Raw genomic sequence first — 18,775 nt, 5'->3', positions numbered from 1 at the left:
ACTCGGGGGAGGGTCCGTGAGGGGGTGTCCCCCTCCCGGTAACGGTGTTTTGGGACAACTTCTCATCCAAACTTTCGGCATACTCTAATCGGAGAGCATAATCCCTAGAAATCTGCCATATGAGGCCTATCCTAGGCGTTGAGGGTGAAACGGCTTTCCATTGAGTATCGCCATTGGGGGAGGGGCCGACGGGGAGGGGGCGTGCCCCCCTCCCCTGTCTCCACATTGTAATGGATCTCTTTAACCCCCACCACCCGCGCTTCGCGCTCCTCCCGCCCCCAAGGGGGCGGGCAGTGCGTGGCGATAGGCGATGGAAATCCGTGCATGGGGTTATGCGATATTCCGATGGGAACGACAGTCTGCAGGATGCGATGGCCCGGAGAGTGCGACGTTCCAACGGAACGGAGAATGGAGGGAGAAAGTGGTTCTTGTCAACCTCAAGTATACGTACCTTTCAGACCGGGACCCGGCCGCCCTGAGTGCAGAACCCTCTCTACCCCTCCCGGCGAAAAACCCCCTCCACCTCGGCCCGGGGGAGATCCTGCCCCCTGATCCGCATCCGCCAGCGGTGCGTCCGAACCGAGACCGCTGCGAGCGGCGCGAAGAGTTCCGCCGTCTCGGCCTCGGTGAAGTAGTGGGTGATGATGCCCCCGCCCCGCCGGAACGTCCACGGCTCCGTCTCCGTCCCCTTCCCGGCGCGCATATCCTCGACGGAGAAACTCCTGAAGAAGAGCGTTCCGCTGGGCCTGAGCACCCGGACGGCCTCGGAGGCTATGGCCGTTCTGCCCCGCAGGGGCAGGTGGCCGGCGATGTGGACCAGGAAGACCGCGTCGAACGCCTCGTCCCGGAACGGCAGGTGCCGGGCGTCCGCGACGGCGAGGTCGGCCTCTGCCGTCCCGGGGCGGCGCCGGGCGAGGGCGACGGCCTCGGGAGATATATCGACCGCGGTCACGCGCGAGGATCGCCGGGCGAGGGCTTCGAGGGTCTTGCCGTTTCCGCAGCCGATCTCAAGGACGGCGGCATCGGCGGGGATCTCCGGGAGCGGCGCCGGTGCTCCTCCCCAGAGGTTGCCCCGCCTCCGGTAGTCCTCGTCCCAGGGGGATGGTTGGGCGGTCACTGATCAGAGGTCGGCGCCGCTCCCGGATAATAGTTCGTGCAGGCGCAGTTCCTCTCCTCGGAATGAACCAAAATCTCGAATATCGGTTCCGGAGAAGATTCTTCTCTGGGTAGGTGAGACTTATGTTGCTGTGGATCTCCCGGACGCCGTTACAACGATACTGGCCCTCCTCTTCGTTACGGCCACGTTCTTCCTCCCCCCCCCGACACCGTTGGACGCCACTGGTCCCGGTACGCCTGATCCCGTCCAACCGCAGCCGGTCGCCGCTCAAAACCTCTCCTCTGTTCTCGTCGGGGTTCAGGAGCGGCTTCAGGACGGTCATCTTCTGAACTTCACGTCCGGTTCACCCACCATCCTCGATGAGAACGAGACCGAACCGCAGGTTGAGAACAGCACACCAGACGTCATTGAATACGACGACGATGAGCTTGTTCGACTGGTTGAAGATAACAGCGTGTCGCTCATGCTGCTCTCCTTGCAGAACATGTATGCCCTCTATGCCTGGGACGAGAAACTGGCACAAGAAAGTGGTGCAGAGCTCCAGAAGTTTGCAGCAATCCTCCTCGGGGAGTCGGCAGGTCTGGATCTTTCAGACGACGGAGAATCCCTGAAAGCCTCCTTCACCGCTGCTCTTGAGTTATATGAGGCTGCCGGCCGGATGCTGCAGGGTGACACTCCCCTCAACAGCACGATAGTGGATGGGGCATTTGAAGCGAACCGGCAGGGGTCGAACCATCTCCGTGAGGCGTTCGGATACCTGCAACACCCGGTGCTGGATGCCCCGGAGGAGATCGTGGCGGTCACTCTCTCTCTGCCCCCGGTCTCCGCAGGATCCGCATCCTGGGAAGAACTGGCGCTCATGCAACGCTACGTCTACGAAGACCGTTACCGTGCGAACGATATCTCGCTGATGTTGGAGTCGGCGCGGTTCATCAGAGTATTCCACATGTTAGATGGACAGGGCAACATGGTTGCGGCAGAACCCGGAAGGATGTTCCTGCTCGTCGAGGTGAAGGTCACGAACCTGGGCCATAAAGGGGATAACAGGGTGTACACGATACGGACTCCGGCCCTGAAGGATTTTACTCTCCGGTATCGCGGGACAACCTATGCCCCGATGACACTGGCACCCGGGACGTCGCTCGGTGAGCCGTACGCCGCGGCGACCCTGAACCGGTATGAGGTGAAGAAAGGGTATGTCGTCTTTGATGTCCCTATGGCGCTCACGCTTGATGAATCCTCTGTCCAGGTGAAACTTGACGGTGCTTCTCCGGTCTGGGCGCTCGGCAAGACGCCATGACCTGCATTCCGGGTCCCTCGCCGGCGCGCTTCCTCTGGTCCCGGCATCCCATGGGGCTGCGCTGTGCCGGTGTGTAGTCTATCACAATGAATATCCATTCCGTACGCGAAACGTTTACCTGTAACAATGAGGGGTTCTCACAGAATATTACTGCTTTCAGTCGGCTTCATCGGGGTGCTCTTTTCCGCTCTTCTCCTATTCTCTGGAGCAGCCGCTACGCTCTTCCCCTTTCTGCCGGATGGAGGGGACGATGGTTCCGGGAACGCATCCCCTCTCGGGGAGCAGTTGGAGACCAATACGACCCTTCTCTTTGAACCGGTGAGCGGCGATGAGAGGTTGGAGTCGTTGATCGCCGGGGCCAGTATATCCCTCCTGGAGATCTCCAACGCGCAGATCTATTCTCTATATAAATGCGACTACACGGCACTCTGGGGGCACGCAGCCGATATGTCTTCACTTGTGGAAGACTACCGTGCAGAGGCTGAAGCCCTTGAGTTCTCTCCCGGTATGGCGCCCGCATACGAGCAATTTTTCGTTGCGCTCGACGAGTTTGCTGCAACTGCCGCCCTGTTTAACGGGAGCACACACCTGAACCAGAGTGTGACGGATGATGGGCTGCACCACCTTGCTCTCGGGATCGAACACCTATCCGGAGCCCTGCTGGACTGCAACCTCTCTCATACCGAAAGTCCGGACACCCCCGCCGTTCTGGCGAGCCTTGTCGAAGATACTGTTGCTCTGTTCCCCGACTCTCTGCAGATCGGTGAGCGATTCGTCTACGAAGATGAGCGTAAAGAGAACTCGGCCTCGTTGATCGTCGGCCCGATAACCTGGTCGAACGCGTTCCAGACCACGGGGACGAAGCAGGTGCGGTATGCTGCTGAACTGGGGAAGGCATATCTTCTGGTCACTGTTCGGGTTACGCACCTCGGTCATAAAGGGGAGGGCGCGAATACTGTCCTCCAGACCCCGGAGGAGAGCGCGTTTCTGCTTCACTATGCCGGCGAGACCTCTCGTCCATTGAAGGTGCCCGGGCCGACCACCCGGGGAGAGCCGTACTCAAAGGTCCGTCTCAACAGGCATGAGTCCACGGCTGGATACCTCTTCTTCGAGGTGCCGGATGACCTTGACCCCGCCTTTGCACACCTTCGGGCCAACATTGGCGGGGAGAGCCCGGCCTGGGTCCTCGGCGAGAGATCATGACCGCCTCACGGCGGTGCCTCTTCTCATCGTTGCAACCCCTTCTCCCGCACGAACCGGAGCGACGCCGAGTTCATGCAGTAGCGCTGGAATGTCGGCGGCGGCCCGTCGTCGAAGACGTGGCCGAGGTGGGCGTCGCATCGCCGACAGAGCACCTCCGTCCGGTTCATGAAGAACCGGGTGTCGAGATCCGTCCTGATGTTCCGGTCACAGACCGGTTTTGTGAAACTCGGCCAGCCCGTCCCTGACTCAAACTTCGTCTTCGAGGAGAAGAGGTGGTTGCCGCAGCAGACGCAGACGTAGAGGCCGTCCTCCTTGCAGTCGTGGTACCTCCCGGTGAAGGCCGGTTCCGTGCCCGCCTTCCGGGCAATGGAGAACTCTTCCGGCGTCAGCTGCCGCCGCCACTCCTCGTCGGACCTGACGACCCTCTCGACCTCCTCCATCTCCCCGGTCACGGCGTTGCAGACCGTCACCTTCCCGGTGGTCTCTATTGCCTCCCTGCTCATCGTCCCTGCTCTTGTCCGGAGATGAGATAAATCGTTCCCCATCCCTATCCGGGTGACGGGCTGTAACCGGCGGGCAGATCCCGGGATACATTTTCGTATTCGTTATATACCCGCCGGTCGATGAACCATCATGGAGAAAGACCTCCTCCCGGGAATGGGCCTCGCAACGCTTATCCTTCTCTGCTGCCTCCTCGGCACTGCCGTGACGGCAGGCTGCATGGGGACCCCCGCAGAGCCGGAACCACAGGACCTTACCCCGGAGGCGACGCCGGGTGCTTATACCACCTACTCGCCCGCCGGGCTGAAACCGTCGTTCTCAGCCGACGTCACCACGCCCGAGAAGCGTATGCGCACCGACGGATCCTGTTACTGGACCGTGACGGGGAGGGTGACCAACGACGGTGATGCGCCCGCAAGAAACGTCGTCGTCCGGTTCATGCTCATCGACGCTGAGAGCAATATGATCCGGGCGACCGAGACCGTTCTCGCTCCCCGGTTCCAGGCGGGCGAGATGAAGATATTCACCACCAACCCGCTCCCCGGCGACTGTGACCGGCAGTATCACGCCGAGATCGACGTCACGTACGACATCCCGTAAGGCTGCGGGTAAGGGTTATCCGGGATACGGGTTTACAGACCGGAGGAGATGAGATGAAGATACTTGGAATCAATGGAAGTCCCCGCGCTTCAAGGAGCCAGACGCTCCGGCTCGTTCAGGCCGTCCTCGACGGGGCAAAGAGCGCCGGAGCGGAGGTGGAACTCGTGGATGTCGCGAAGCTCCGGATCGAGTACTGTATCGGGTGCACGATCTGCTACGAGCGGGGGGAATGCGTCAGAAAAGACGATTTTGCCGAACTCTACCGGAAGATGCTCGATAGCGACGGGATTGTTCTCGGGTCGCCCAACTACATCAATTCGGTCACTGGCCAGATGAAGACGATGCTCGACCGGATGGCGGACGCCATTCACTGCCAGACGTTCATCGGGAAGTACGGGTGCGCCGTCTCCACGGCGGGCGGTTCCGGGGCGGACGAGGTTGTGGAGTACCTGAACGGGGTCATGCAGACCCTGGGTGCGAACACCGTGGGCGGCGTCGGCGTGGTTCTCGGCGGCGACCCGGAGACGATCGTGCCTGCGGAGGGGCGGGCCTACGAACTCGGCAGGAAGCTTGCCCGGGCCATCGAGAAGAAGGAGATCTACCCCGACCAGGAGGAGTTCCACGCCGAGATGCTGGACCGGATGCGGGCGCTGATCACGGCAAACAGGGATCGCTGGCACCACGAGTACGACTACTGGAGAGAGGCCGGGCGGATACCCTAACTCTCCTCCTTTGCGCGGATCTCTCTCGCGATCCGCTGCAGCCTCTCCCGGATCCCCGGCTGCTCCTCCTCGCTCTCCGCCTGGTCGAGGGCCGGGAGCGCCACCCCGCCCATCTGGATCAGGGCCCATTCGGCCCGCTTTCTGACCGCGAGCGCATCGTCCTTGAGCGCCTGAATGAGCGGGACGACGGCGCCTTCTCCCCCGATCCGGTCGATAGCCCGGACAGCGTTCGTCCGCACCTCGATCAGCGGATCGGAGAGCGCTTCCGCAAGCACCGGCAGCGCGTCGGCGCCGATCCACTCCACCTCGGCCCACCTTCCCTGTGCCATGAGGTGGAGCGTCCGTTCTTCGCCGGTCTCCGGTCTCCAGCCGCCCGCTTCCAGCGCCTCGGCGACCCCCGCCCGGAATGTCTCGTCCCCCATGCGGAGAGCGTCGATCAGGTGCCGGCGCATCGTCTCGCCGGGATTTTTCAGGGCCTCGAGTGCGGCGTACCTGACCCGATCATCCACGTCGTGGAGCGCCAGAACCAGCGGTTCTAAGGCGTTCAGGTCGCCGATGTAGCCGAGTGACCGTGCGGCGGCGATCTTGACCGCTTCATCCCTGTCCTGCAGCGCCAGGGCCAGCGGCTCGATCGCCTCTTTGCTCCCCATGTACCCGAGAGCCTCCGCCACGGTCGTCCGGACCTCGGGGTCTGGCTCCTGGTGCAGCGAGCCGATCAGGACTTCGATAGCCCGTTTGTTCCCGATCCGGCCCAGGTTGCGGGCGGCAACCATCCTGACATACCGGTCGCTGTCGTTCAGGGCCTCCATGAGCGGCGTGACCGCGGTCTCGCGCATGTCACCGAGGATACTGGCCGCAGCCGACTGGATATCCGGGTCTTCGTCCTTGAGCGCACGGATGAGGCCGTCCACGGCAGGACGCCCCATCATGATGAGGCGTGTAGCGGCACCGAGCTGCGTGTTCCAGTCCTTGTCCTTGAGCGCGCCGATCAGGGTGTCGATATCCTGCCGGCCCGACTGCTCGAACGCCTTCTTATCCTCCACCCGGACCTTCCTCGTCTTCTTCGGGGCGCGTTCCTCTTCCTCGACCTGGCTGCCGAGCGTCCTCCGCCATACGTCGATCACCTGCCGTTTTCTGAGGGCGGCCGCGGCCCTTGTCCTCACTTCCTCGTCTTCATCGTCGAGAGCGTAGCGCAGAACGTCGGCTGCACCCTTGTCCGGAATCTCCCAGAGGGCATCGATCGCTGCAAGCCTCACCTCCTTAGTGCCTGTTCTCAGCACAAGGAAGAGCGGATCGACCGCCATGGCGCCGAAGGTGCTCAGGGCCCGGGCAACACTCCACCGGACGTCCGGCGCACTGTCCCCGAGATGTGTGATGAGGACGGGGACCGACTCGGTTGCGCCGATGAGCCCTATCGCTTTCGCCGCGGTCACCCGGACGACCGGTAAGGGGTCGTCCAGTGCCTCTTCGAGTTCCCTGAGTGCGTCACGGCCGAATTCCGCGACGGCATCCGCCGCAGCGACCCGGACGCCGTGGTACCTGTCGCGGAAGAGGTGAATGAGCGGGTCAACCGCACGGCGGTCGCCGATACGGCCGAGCGCCAGGATGACGGCGATCCGGACGTCTTCTCTCGCGTCGCCGAGCGCCTTGACCAGCGCCTCGACACCGTCGGGGTCCTCCATCTCGCCGAGCGCCTCCGCGGCGGCGATCCGGACGCTGTAGTGGGGGTCGGAGAGTGCTTCGATGAGGTATCCAAGCGCTTCCTCCCCCATGCCCTGGAGCGCGGCGACCGCCGCGGTCCGGATGCTGGGGTCGCTGCTCCTGAACGCTTCAAGGCAGATCTCAAGCGGCGTCTTCTCGGGGACCGGCTCGGGGGGTTCGGGCGGTTCGACCGGCTCCTTCGCGATCTCCGGGATCACCAGTTCCTGCGGCTCGGTGTCTTCCTCCTCGGGCTGGTAGGTGAAGAGGTCCTCCTCTTCGGCCTCGCCGATCCCGGCGATCTCCTGCTCAAACTCGGTTGGGATGAGCTGGTCGAGCGAGATCGCAACCTCGGGAGTTGCCTCGAGATCGGCCTTCCAGCGTGCCTTGACCCGTGCCCACGCCGCCTCCGCCTCCCGGCTCTCCTGGATGAGGTCGCTGAGGCTCACGGGCGCCTTGGGTTCTTCCTGCGTCTGCTCTACGGGTATCTCCGGCGTCTCTTCCCGGGCCGGCGCCGGGGGTTTTTTGGCCGGTTCGTTCGGGGCGTAGTTCGGACGCCCGAACTGCTTCTCGAACCGTTTCTGGATAGCAAGTCCTTCTTTGAGTTCCTCACTGTACCGGGACTTATCCTCCAGTGCGGGCTGGGTCAGGGTCGCTTCTTTCTGGCGCTGCCGGATGTAGTCGAGGGCGGCCAGGGCCTGCCGTTTCCGTGCGGGGTCTTTCGACGAGGCTTCCATATTCAGGGCGTTGAGTGCAGGCTGCCCCAGTTGCCGCAACGCTTCGCTCGCACCGGTGCGAACGCCCGAGTACCCGATCCCCAGCGCACGGATGAGCGGCGGGATGGCCGGTCTTCCCATCCGGATCAGGTCTTTCCACCGTTCGCCTGCGATCAGGTACTCCGCTCTCTGCAGGTCGCTCTGCGGCACCCAGCCCAGTTTGTCGAGGGCCCATGCCGCTTCCATCCGCACCTGGTGGTGGGGGTCGCTCAGGGCATCGGCCAGCGGGGGTTTCGCCCGGTCGTCGCCGACCTCGCCGAGCGCCTCGATGACCCGTATGCGGACTTCGGGCTGGGGGTCTTTCAGCGCCTTGATGAGCGGCGTGACCACCCGGGAGTCGCGGATCTTTCCGAGGGTTCGTGCCGACTCGACCCGTATTCGGGGGTTCTCGCTCTCCAGGGCCTTGAGGAGAATCGGGACGGCCGCTCCCTGGAATTTGGCGAGTTCCTTCCAGTCTTCCCGGAGGTAGCAAAACCGCACCTGCTCCTGGACGTCTTCGGGCGACCATTGCATTGAGGCAAGCACGTTTGCGGCCTCCCTCCGCACCGAGAGGTTGGCGTCACCAAGCGCTTTCGTGAGGGGCGGAACCATCTTCCTGCCCGCCCCCTGTAGTGCGATCACTGTAGCGCGCCGGATTGCCGGCTGTTCGTGGTGCAGTGCGGGCATCAGCATCTCAACCATCGAGTTATCCGCCTCCGCGATGGTGTGGGCGATGGATGCCTGCAGGTCGGGGCTGGCTCGGAGGATCAGGGCGAGGAGCAGCGGGATAGACGGTGCGCCGACTGAGACGAGCGACTCGGTCATCCGGGTTCGCGACGCGGGACGGGCACGCTCGAGCGCCCTGAGTATATCCGGGATGGCGGGAACCCCGAGGACGGCGAGAGCCCGGGCTGCATCGGCACGGTTGCCGGGATCTTCGCCGTTCAAAACCGCAACCAGGCCGGGGTAGTCCTTCGCCTGCTGTAACCCGTCGATCTTCGTCCGGAACTTATCAAAGAATGCCATTTCTGCTGCCGGTAACATATGTTATCGGAGGTGTCGTCTAAAATCCCGTTTATTTAGATTATATTCGGTATCCGTTACAATAAATCTTCCATTTTGCGTCTCGCGGTGCACCGGGGCCGTGGCCGGGCCAGCCCGGCCGATGCGAATCTTTATCGGTGGATGGCCGGTATACCGGGACTCCATGGTACGGCTTGATATCACCCGGCTGCCGGGGATCGTGAAGGAACTCGCGCCGGAGACGGAAGAACTCGTTTCGCGGATCTACTCCTGGTACGTCGAACCCGGACGCCTGGTCCTCACCGACGCGATGCTTGAATGGGTGCGGGAGAAGTACGGCGATATCGAGACGCAACAGATCGTGAGGGTGACCAACAACCAGACCGGCGAGAGCACGCTATTTAATTCCGTTCGGGCGCGCCGGCCGGTTCTGACGCCCCGCGCCGAGGAGACGCGGGATCTCTCGGCACTCTCGGCGGAGGGGCCGTTCGCAGACCCTCTCGAAGAGACGCCGGCCGATACGTTCGGGCGGATCGACGGCGACCACTGGGTCACGGCGAGCAACATCGCCAAGTACGATTACCTCCACGCCGTCATCATCGCAAAGGGGACCGATCCTTTCGTCACCAGCGAAACGCAGGTCGCCGATATGATCAGCGTGGCTATCCGGTGGTGCCAGGACGCGAACCGCACCGACCCCCGGGCGGTCTACCCCTTCGTCGTCTGGAACTTTCTCTGGCGTGCGGGGGCGAGCATCGTGCACAACCATGCCCAGGTGCTGCTCACGCACCTCCCCTACACCGCTCCGGCACGGCTTGAGCGGGTTCGCGATGAGTACCGGTGCCGTTACGGGAGCGAGTACTACGACGACCTCTTCGCCGCCCATACCGCCGTCGGCCTCGGTCTCGTCTACAGAGGCGCCCGGGTCATGGCGCACCTCACCCCGAGAAAGGAGCACGAGGTCGCGATCGTCACGGAGTCGCCGCACGATATCGCCCCGGCTCTCGCGAAGGTGCTCGAGTGTTACCGCAACATCGGGGTGCAGAGTTACAACGCGGCGATCTACATGCCCCCGCTCGGGGAAGAGGGGTATTATGTCACGTGGGTGGTCGACCGGGGCGACCTCCATTCCCGGACGTCGGATATCGGGGGGATGGAGTTCTATGCCGGGACGCCGATCGTCGCGTCCGACCCGTTCCGCCTGATGGAGCACCTTATGGCTGCCATGCTGCCGTGACGTCAGCAGGGAATAGTGTCGTGCTTTTCGAGTTTCCTGTAGACGCCTTCGATCCGCTCGCCGACACGGCCCCACAGGAACTCTTTCTTCACTTTGTCGAGCCCTTCCCGGCCCATGGCGAGCGCTTTCTCAGGCGAATCGGCCACCCGGGAGAGCCCCCGGGCGATCGAGTCGGGGTGCGGGCGCACCTTGACCCCGTCGGTCCCGTGCTCGATGTTCTCCGAGAGCCCGCCGACATCGGAGGCGACGACGCACCGGCCGGCGCTCCATGCTTCGAGGAGCACAAGCCCGAACGGCTCGTTTCTGCTCGGGATGGCGACGATGTCGCTTGCGTTGAGGAGCGAGACGTACTCCGCGTCGGAGAGCCGCCCGAGGAACCGGACGGGGAGCGACCGGGCCCGGGTCTCGAGCCCCCGGCGCATCTGCCCGTCGCCGACGAAGACGAACTGGCCGTCGGCGTGCTCCCGGAGGTGGCCGGGAGCTGCGTCCACCAGCATGTCGGGCCCTTTCTGCCACGCAAGTCGCCCGATGAAGAGTATCAGCGGGGAGTCGGGATCAAGGCCGTGGCGCCGCTTTACCGCTTCCGGATCGACGTCTGCCTGGTAGTGGTCGGGCACGATGCCGTTATGGACGACATCGATCTTCCAGTCCGGGATCTCGTAGAGGGTCATGGCCTCCCGCCGGAGGGCCGTGGAGACCGCGGTTATGTGCTTTGCAATCGATGCACCGTAGCGCTCGATCCTGGATATCTCCGTAAACGGCCACTCGTTGCTGAAATTGTTCCCGTTTCTTCCAAACTCGGTCGAGTGGTAGGTGAAGATCGTCTCCCTGTTCCGGAGCCGCTGGAGCGCGTCGACCACGTGCCAGTCGTGGAAGTGCAGGAGGTCGAACGGCTGCGTGTCGAACTCGCCGAATCGGTCGAGCATCTTCCGGCTCATGTCGGCACAGTACCGGACGATGTTCTCTCCTGAGGGCCGGCAGTAGTGGTAGTGCACCCCGTTGATCTCGGCGTCCTTCTCCTCTCCCCGGGTGAAGAAATGGACCTCATGGTTCCGCGCCAGCGTCTCGGCGAGGTTTGTCGCCGCGTTTGCGAGCCCGCCGACCCGCTCCGCATACAGCGACTCCCAGCAGAAGAATGCTATCTTTTGACTCTCCATTGTCGTCTCCAAATACTATTCCCGCCCCGTTGCAGGCGTTCCGGCCGATGGATGATCGATCTTGCGCCGTCGCGCCTCATACTCCCTGAACGTTGATATATCTTTGGATTCTCAAGAAATGGCCTGAAAGGCGAGGGTTCCGTAACCCTGCCGGGGGTGCTGCAGGCGCCCGGTCAGGGAGAGAAGGACTCTTTCAGGCGCTGCTCGAGCCGGTGACCGTGCGAGCCCATCCAGTAGAGTTTCCGGCATGTGGGGCACCACGAGAACTCCTTTCCCCGGGTCGACCGCGGTGCGTAGCGTGCCTCCCGGATCTCACGCAGGGTTGCCGGACGGAGGCGCGTGTTGCAGAGCGAACAGCGGCTCAGCCGGATCTCGGGCTCGATCAGCCCGAGGCAGGCAACCTGCCGGATCTGGGCCATGATCGCTTCGGACTCGATGTAGACCGCCTGCTCGGCGCCCCGCCGTGCGAGTTCGCGGTCGCGGGTGAGGAGGATCCGGCCGTCCTGGAGGGCGATCTCAAGGAGGAGGGTGTCTTCCCGGGTGCTCCCGGGAGAGAGGGTGTTTGCGCTCATGGTGTCGTAACCCATGAACCGGAGGTAACGGGTGAGGGTTCCGAGCATCCGGTCGGTCAGGAACCTCCGGCGTTCACCGGATCTCTGAGACATACTCGATCCGCCCGCCGCATTCGGTGCAGGTATGGTCGTCAAGCCCCGTTATCCGGACGGCGTAGCCCGACCGCTCGATGACAACGCTGCCGCAGGCGGGGCAGTAGGTGTTCTCGTAGGGGTGGCCGCCGACGTTGCCGAGATACGGGTAGTGGAGCCCGAGTTCTTTTGCCCGCTCGTAGATCTTCTCAAGGACCCTGACATCGGTCGGCCGTGCGTCGAGCATCCTGTAGTCGGGATGGAACCGGGTGAAGTGCATCGGGGTCTCGGGGCCGAGGTTTTCGAGCACCCACCGGATGAGGGTCTCCATCTCGTCCATCGAGTCGTTCTGCCCCGGGATGACCAGGGTGACCGTCTCGATGTGCATCCCGAGCTCCTTTGCAAGTGCCGTCGCGTCGAGGACCGGTTGTAGCCGCCCCCCGCAGACCTTCCGGTAGAAGGTATCGGAGAACGATTTGATGTCGACGCGAAACGCGTTGAGCGTCCCTGCGAGCTCGCGGAGCCCTTCTTCGGTGATGTAGCCGTTCGTGACGTAGACCGTCCCGATCCCCTTCCGCCGTGCAAGCGTCCCCATCGCGAGGGGGTACTCGTGCCAGATGGTGGGCTCGTTGTAGGTCCATGCGATGCTTGCACAGCCCGACCGGCCTGCCCGTTCCACGCCCTGCTCCGGGCTGATCTCCCTGAGCCCCTCCATATCCAGCGTCTGCTGGGATATGTGCCAGTTCTGGCAGTGCTCGCAACGGAAGTTGCACCCGATGCTGCCGAGGGAGTAGGAGAGGGTTCCGGGCAGGAAGTGGTAGAGCGGCTTCTTCTCGATGGGGTCGACCGCCTCGGCGATGACCTTGCCAAAGGTGGCGGCATAGAGCGTGCCGCCGCGGTTGATGCGGACGCCGCAGACTCCGTGTCTGCCCTCCTTGATGGTGCACCGGTGTGCGCAGAGGGAGCAGTGGACAGTGCCCTCCTCCAGTTTCCGGTAGAGTCGCGCCTCGTGCATATGATCACCGCGTGTGGGGAACCATGATAGTTATTGCGGGCTACCGGTCGTCCGGCTCTCTGTCATCATACTCGACGACCAGCGCTCCGGAGTAGCCGCAACGCTTGCAGCGATAGATACAGCCCGTATAACCGCCGGTGACCGGCCAGATGTCCGTAGAGTTGCATACGGGACAGTAGAGCCTCTTCACAACAGGTATATGAGTAAATCAGGGATAATAATAAGGTAGGATGAAGAAGATCGTAGTATCTCTGGGTGGCTCGGTTCTGGTTCCTTCGCTTGAATCGAACAATATCGGTCGATATGTGTCTGTTTTGAAAAATATGGCCGAGGTGTGCCGCGTTTTCATCGTCGTCGGCGGCGGCGGAGAGGCGCGCCGGTACATCGGTGTCGCCCGCGATCTCGGCGCCGGGGAGGCGGTAGCAGACGAGCTCGGCATCCTGGTGACCCGGCTGAACGCGCGTCTTCTCATCACCGGACTCGGGGATGCCGCCTATCCGCGCGTTGCGGAGAATTACACGGAGGCGCGGGAGTTCGCAGAGACCGGCAAGATCGTCGTCATGGGCGGGATCACCCCCGCGCAGACGACCGACGCGGTCTCCGCGGTTCTCGCCGAGAGCGTCGGCGCCGATCTCCTGATCAACGCGACGTCGGTCGACGGGATCTACAGCGCCGACCCGAAGAAGGATCCCGGGGCGGTGAGGTACGAGCGCCTTACGCCGCAGGAACTCCTTGATATCATCACGGGGAGCCGGATGGATGCGGGCGCGAACATCGTGCTCGATATCGTGGCGGGAAAGGTGATCGAGCGGTCCGGCATCCCGCTCCTGGTGCTCGACGGCCGCGACCCGGAGAACCTCTGCCGGGCGGTCGTGGAGGGCGCGTTCGTCGGCACCGTCGTCTGCGAAGAGGGGTCGAACCCCCTGCTCTCCTGAACCCCCTCCTTCATCGGCAACTATTTTTGTCTGGCTCTCTAACGTATGGAGGTACAGGGGCAGTAGGGTAGCCTGGTCCATCCTAGAGCGTTTGGGACGCTTTGACGGCAGTTCGAATCTGCCCTGCCCCATCAGTCATGAACCGCACGACCGCCTGCGAGGTCCATCGCCGTCTTCTTGAGGAGTATCCGATCGTCGACGGCCAGCGCCATTTTCTCGAATTTTATAACCCCTACGAGACGCTCATCCTCACGATCCTCTCCGCGCAGACGACCGATCGCGCCGTCAACGCCGTCCGCGACGCTCTCTTCGCCCGCTACCCGACGCCGGAGGCGCTTGCCCGCGCGGAGCCCGAAGAGGTGGAGCCGCTCATCAGGACGATCGGGTTTCACCGCACGAAGGCCCGCCACATCGTCGGGGCGGCGAGGAAGGTCGTCGACGAGTTCGGCGGCGAGGTCCCGCGGACGATGGAGGAACTCCTGCAGCTCCCCGGGGTCGGGAGGAAGACCGCGAACATCGTCCTCTCCCAGGCGTTCGATATCAACGTCGGGATCGCCGTCGATACCCACGTCGCCCGGCTCTCAAAAAGGCTCGGGTTCACCGGGAGCAAGAACCCCGATATCATCGAGCGCGACCTCGTCGCCCTCTTCCCCGAGGAGGTCTGGGGGGACATCAACTACCTCCTGATCCGCCACGGGCGCGCCGTCTGCACGGCACAGAACCCAAAGCACGACCGGTGCGTCGTCGCGGACCTCTGCCGGTATTACCGGGAACTGCGAGACGAGGGGAAGTGAGGGGGCGTCGGGGGGATGGTCGCCGGGTACCTCCCGCTGCTTTTGGTTGGGGATGGATTTTCCCATGCGCCGGGTAGTAGCCATTTTTCAATCCCTATCGGGTTTTCTGATGAGCTGTGACTCTCCCCGGAAGATCAGGCGGGACGGCGCAAGAGGGTTTCAATCCCTATCGGGTTTTCTGATGAGCTGTGACTACCCCCTCCGGTGAGCGGGCCGGCCGTCACCGGGACGTTTCAATCCCTATCGGGTTTTCTGATGAGCTGTGACTAGCATCTTCTTCCTCTTCGATAGCACTCTTTATGCGTAGTTTCAATCCCTATCGGGTTTTCTGATGAGCTGTGACCCTGCCCGTCGGCATCGACAGTCTCCGTCAGATATTGGTTTCAATCCCTATCGGGTTTTCTGATGAGCTGTGACCGATTCCGCCATGCAGGTGTACTGCATCCGCGCCTGGTTTCAATCCCTATCGGGTTTTCTGATGAGCTGTGACTCGTCGTCGAGCGCGGTGACGGTGATGGTGAGGTCGTTTCAATCCCTATCGGGTTTTCTGATGAGCTGTGACCCCGGCAGTTCGCGTCGCTGCAGCCGTCCGATGATCAGGTTTCAATCCCTATCGGGTTTTCTGATGAGCTGTGACTACAGGTAGTCTGCCGCCGTAGGGGTCAGCGGGTCGCGTTTCAATCCCTATCGGGTTTTCTGATGAGCTGTGACTCAGGTTCTCAGGCCGCTCCCCGGCGCGCTTGAAGTTTCAATCCCTATCGGGTTTTCTGATGAGCTGTGACGTCTTTCACCTCTCTACCAAGTCTTACCCGTTCCTGTTTCAATCCCTATCGGGTTTTCTGATGAGCTGTGACCTCGGCCCAGCCTCTCTCATACTTCTGCGCAGCGTCAGTTTCAATCCCTATCGGGTTTTCTGATGAGCTGTGACAGACTCGTGATCGTCAACCCTGACGGGACTACGATTACCGTTTCAATCCCTATCGGGTTTTCTGATGAGCTGTGACGGTGGGGGGGTCAGTAGCCAACGTGCTGCACGGCGTTTCAATCCCTATCGGGTTTTCTGATGAGCTGTGACCGTCAACCAAACCCTTGAGATCTACCCCAAGGAAGAGTTTCAATCCCTATCGGGTTTTCTGATGAGCTGTGACTGCAGCCGGAAATACGAGCGGCCGGCAGGCGTAACCTTGTTTCAATCCCTATCGGGTTTTCTGATGAGCTGTGACGATGTTGATGGTCGGGCCGTCACCCTTTAGTTCCCCGGTGTTTCAATCCCTATCGGGTTTTCTGATGAGCTGTGACCGTCGTGCTCCATCACCACGAGGAGGTGATACACGTCGTTTCAATCCCTATCGGGTTTTCTGATGAGCTGTGACTATGCGGTGGCGGCGGTCAAGGCGGGGTGGTTCCCGTTGTTTCAATCCCTATCGGGTTTTCTGATGAGCTGTGACTCTCCCCGCACTCACAGACCCGCCAGCCCGCGGGCCAGTTTCAATCCCTATCGGGTTTTCTGATGAGCTGTGACCGGAGTTGCCTGGCAGGATGCAGCTGTCACGCTCACGTTTCAATCCCTATCGGGTTTTCTGATGAGCTGTGACAATTCGGGCTTGAGGTATCCGCCGACCTTGCGCAGTTTCAATCCCTATCGGGTTTTCTGATGAGCTGTGACCACCGGGGGGCGCCCGGTCCTGTCCGCAGCGGGGGTGTTTCAATCCCTATCGGGTTTTCTGATGAGCTGTGACACCACATCTTCTCCCCAGCACTGGATCCCGCCGGTTTTGTTTCAATCCCTATCGGGTTTTCTGATGAGCTGTGACGGGAACGTCGGCGCTGGTGCAATCTCCCGTGTAGTCGTTTCAATCCCTATCGGGTTTTCTGATGAGCTGTGACCGAGAAAGTGTCACTCGGGGCGGCGGGTCGCTCACGAGGTTTCAATCCCTATCGGGTTTTCTGATGAGCTGTGACAAAAACCCCCGCCACCATATCACCGAGGAGAGAGGTGTTTCAATCCCTATCGGGTTTTCTGATGAGCTGTGACATGAGCACGCTTGTAGAGATTCTGTTTTCCCTGGTCGGGTTTCAATCCCTATCGGGTTTTCTGATGAGCTGTGACGGGAACATGTCCACGCCGACGCGCTCGGCCTGGGCGAGTTTCAATCCCTATCGGGTTTTCTGATGAGCTGTGACGCTGCGTCGGATTGCGCAGACGACCGGCAATGTACAGTTTCAATCCCTATCGGGTTTTCTGATGAGCTGTGACGCGGGGCATTGGGCGCGCCCGCCTTGATGATCTCAGTTTCAATCCCTATCGGGTTTTCTGATGAGCTGTGACTGGTGTCGCTGCCAAGCGCACCACCGAGAAGCTCGCGTTTCAATCCCTATCGGGTTTTCTGATGAGCTGTGACTACGGTTGCGACCGTGACCCCGTCCCATCCGAGGCCGTTTCAATCCCTATCGGGTTTTCTGATGAGCTGTGACGGTGATGTCGGCGACGTAGTCCGGCCGCTCCTCAGAGTTTCAATCCCTATCGGGTTTTCTGATGAGCTGTGACCATCGCCTCGCACACCGTAGCGAACGACGCCAACGTGTTTCAATCCCTATCGGGTTTTCTGATGAGCTGTGACAACATGGAGGACTAACCATGGACATCACACTGACTGTTTCAATCCCTATCGGGTTTTCTGATGAGCTGTGACACCGGGCCGAGATCGGGATCTGGAACCTCGCCGACGCGTTTCAATCCCTATCGGGTTTTCTGATGAGCTGTGACGAACCGGCTCACTGGTCCGCAGGCTGCCTGGTGCTCGAGTTTCAATCCCTATCGGGTTTTCTGATGAGCTGTGACCCGGCGGGGGCTGCACCAGAACCCACACCTATCGCACGTTTCAATCCCTATCGGGTTTTCTGATGAGCTGTGACCTTCTGGGCCCGGATCACGTCGGCTTCGGCAGTACCGTTTCAATCCCTATCGGGTTTTCTGATGAGCTGTGACTGCGCCCTCATCGACTTCTGACGCCGCCGCCATCCGGTTTCAATCCCTATCGGGTTTTCTGATGAGCTGTGACGGTCGGGGTGGACTGCGTGGTCGCGTCCCGGTTGTTTCAATCCCTATCGGGTTTTCTGATGAGCTGTGACAGGGTCTGGTCGTCCGTGGTGAGGGTATCCGAGTCGAGTTTCAATCCCTATCGGGTTTTCTGATGAGCTGTGACGCCACCGGGACCACCCTGGGGTGCAGCCCGTCCGGGTTTCAATCCCTATCGGGTTTTCTGATGAGCTGTGACGATGACATTGATACGGCCCGGAACCAGGTGATTCCAGTTTCAATCCCTATCGGGTTTTCTGATGAGCTGTGACGGCGAGGGACATGTTAGCGCCTCCCCCCTCCGGTGCTGTTTCAATCCCTATCGGGTTTTCTGATGAGCTGTGACGAGGAGATACATGCGAACAAGAAGCGTAGGCAGCCCGTTTCAATCCCTATCGGGTTTTCTGATGAGCTGTGACAGGAGTCGCAGTGCTGCAGCCAGCCATAATACGACATGTTTCAATCCCTATCGGGTTTTCTGATGAGCTGTGACTTCGACCTCCACCCCGCCTTCGTGCAGCGCGGCGGGTTTCAATCCCTATCGGGTTTTCTGATGAGCTGTGACGACAACACAGAGGGGTACTCCTCGGAGGACCTCGCGTTTCAATCCCTATCGGGTTTTCTGATGAGCTGTGACGCTGCAGCGGGGTAAGTGTGCCTGCTCGGGTGCCGGTTTCAATCCCTATCGGGTTTTCTGATGAGCTGTGACGAAGCAGAAAGGCGCTCAACCTCCGGCAGGTCAAGTTTCAATCCCTATCGGGTTTTCTGATGAGCTGTGACGCGACGGCCCCGGGGTTCCGGACGACTTGATCGCGAAGTTTCAATCCCTATCGGGTTTTCTGATGAGCTGTGACCAGATGTGGCGTGATGTGCTTCTCGACGCCCGCCCGGTTTCAATCCCTATCGGGTTTTCTGATGAGCTGTGACCTCCCTCCGCGATCGTACTCCCGTTGCCCTCGCTGTTTCAATCCCTATCGGGTTTTCTGATGAGCTGT

13 protein-coding genes, 1 tRNA gene and 1 CRISPR repeat array (1 of these 15 running past the window's edge) are annotated in these 18,775 nt (G+C 61.4%); of the genes, 8 read left to right on the top strand and 6 right to left on the bottom strand.

Annotated features, from left to right (window positions below; all coding sequences use genetic code 11):
- Positions 1–493: 493 nt before the first annotated feature.
- Positions 494–1,117, bottom strand: coding sequence for a class I SAM-dependent methyltransferase (locus FKB36_RS12735; protein ID WP_261598470.1), 624 nt, complete (start codon positions 1,115–1,117; stop codon positions 494–496).
- 130 nt (positions 1,118–1,247) lie between these two features.
- Here FKB36_RS12735 and FKB36_RS12730 point away from each other — a divergent pair, with 130 nt between their 5' ends.
- Positions 1,248–2,417, top strand: coding sequence for a DUF4352 domain-containing protein (locus FKB36_RS12730; protein WP_261598469.1), 1,170 nt, complete (start codon positions 1,248–1,250; stop codon positions 2,415–2,417).
- Between the two features lie 285 nt (positions 2,418–2,702).
- On the top strand, positions 2,703–3,620 hold the full coding sequence (locus FKB36_RS12725; RefSeq protein ID WP_261598468.1) for a hypothetical protein: 918 nt from the start codon (positions 2,703–2,705) through the stop codon (positions 3,618–3,620).
- A 23-nt stretch (positions 3,621–3,643) separates the two neighbouring features.
- Here the strand turns inward: FKB36_RS12725 and msrB are convergent, their stop codons facing one another.
- Positions 3,644–4,123 (bottom strand): peptide-methionine (R)-S-oxide reductase MsrB, encoded by a 480-nt coding sequence (gene msrB, locus FKB36_RS12720; protein ID WP_261598467.1) that lies wholly within the window; start codon positions 4,121–4,123, stop codon positions 3,644–3,646.
- Between the two features lie 130 nt (positions 4,124–4,253).
- Between msrB and FKB36_RS12715 the strand changes: the two genes are divergently transcribed.
- Both FKB36_RS12715 and FKB36_RS12710 read left to right on the top strand, forming a co-directional pair.
- Complete coding sequence (locus FKB36_RS12715) at positions 4,254–4,721, top strand: FxLYD domain-containing protein (protein WP_261598466.1); 468 nt, start codon at positions 4,254–4,256, stop codon at positions 4,719–4,721.
- A gap of 53 nt (positions 4,722–4,774) precedes the next feature.
- The gene (locus FKB36_RS12710; protein WP_261598465.1) at positions 4,775–5,443 is read left to right on the top strand and encodes a flavodoxin family protein; all 669 of its coding nucleotides are present in this window, start codon (positions 4,775–4,777) and stop codon (positions 5,441–5,443) included.
- Here the strand turns inward: FKB36_RS12710 and FKB36_RS12705 are convergent.
- Positions 5,440–8,922 carry a HEAT repeat domain-containing protein gene (locus FKB36_RS12705; RefSeq protein ID WP_261598464.1) on the bottom strand — a complete coding sequence of 1,161 codons (3,483 nt, stop codon included), beginning with the start codon at positions 8,920–8,922 and terminating at the stop codon, positions 5,440–5,442. The genes FKB36_RS12710 and FKB36_RS12705 overlap by 4 nt on opposite strands.
- 181 nt (positions 8,923–9,103) lie before the next feature.
- Here FKB36_RS12705 and FKB36_RS12700 point away from each other — a divergent pair, with 181 nt between their 5' ends.
- Positions 9,104–10,156, top strand: a complete 1,053-nt coding sequence (locus FKB36_RS12700; protein ID WP_261598463.1) for a hypothetical protein — start codon at positions 9,104–9,106, stop codon at positions 10,154–10,156.
- Between the two features lie 2 nt (positions 10,157–10,158).
- Here the strand turns inward: FKB36_RS12700 and FKB36_RS12695 are convergent, their stop codons facing one another.
- From FKB36_RS12695 to amrS, 3 genes are all read right to left on the bottom strand, one after another.
- Positions 10,159–11,313, bottom strand: coding sequence for a glycosyltransferase family 4 protein (locus FKB36_RS12695; protein ID WP_261598471.1), 1,155 nt, complete (start codon positions 11,311–11,313; stop codon positions 10,159–10,161).
- Between the two features lie 173 nt (positions 11,314–11,486).
- Positions 11,487–11,978: a Mut7-C RNAse domain-containing protein gene (locus FKB36_RS12690; RefSeq protein WP_261598462.1), complete on the bottom strand. Its 492-nt coding sequence runs from the start codon at positions 11,976–11,978 to the stop codon at positions 11,487–11,489.
- Positions 11,959–12,972, bottom strand: coding sequence for an AmmeMemoRadiSam system radical SAM enzyme (amrS, locus tag FKB36_RS12685; protein ID WP_261598461.1), 1,014 nt, complete (start codon positions 12,970–12,972; stop codon positions 11,959–11,961). Before amrS ends, FKB36_RS12690 begins: the two co-directional genes overlap by 20 nt.
- Positions 12,973–13,202: 230 nt before the next feature.
- Here amrS and pyrH point away from each other — a divergent pair, with 230 nt between their 5' ends.
- The 3 genes from pyrH (at position 13,203) to nth (ending at position 14,701) form a co-directional block, all read left to right on the top strand.
- Entirely contained in the window at positions 13,203–13,907 is a 705-nt protein-coding gene (pyrH, locus tag FKB36_RS12680; protein ID WP_261598460.1) for a UMP kinase, read from the top strand.
- A 56-nt stretch (positions 13,908–13,963) separates the two neighbouring features.
- A tRNA-Pro gene (locus tag FKB36_RS12675) sits at positions 13,964–14,038 on the top strand.
- 6 nt (positions 14,039–14,044) lie between these two features.
- Complete coding sequence (gene nth, locus FKB36_RS12670; protein WP_261598459.1) at positions 14,045–14,701, top strand: endonuclease III; 657 nt, start codon at positions 14,045–14,047, stop codon at positions 14,699–14,701.
- Between the two features lie 84 nt (positions 14,702–14,785).
- A CRISPR array of direct repeats spans positions 14,786–18,775; the repeat unit is 37 nt; unit sequence GTTTCAATCCCTATCGGGTTTTCTGATGAGCTGTGAC; it runs 5,427 nt beyond the window's last position.

Origin of the sequence: Methanoculleus formosensis (genome assembly GCF_025384765.1) — an archaeon.
Taxonomy (GTDB): domain Archaea; phylum Halobacteriota; class Methanomicrobia; order Methanomicrobiales; family Methanoculleaceae; genus Methanoculleus; species Methanoculleus formosensis.
This window is presented reverse-complemented; position numbering and strand designations above follow the sequence as displayed.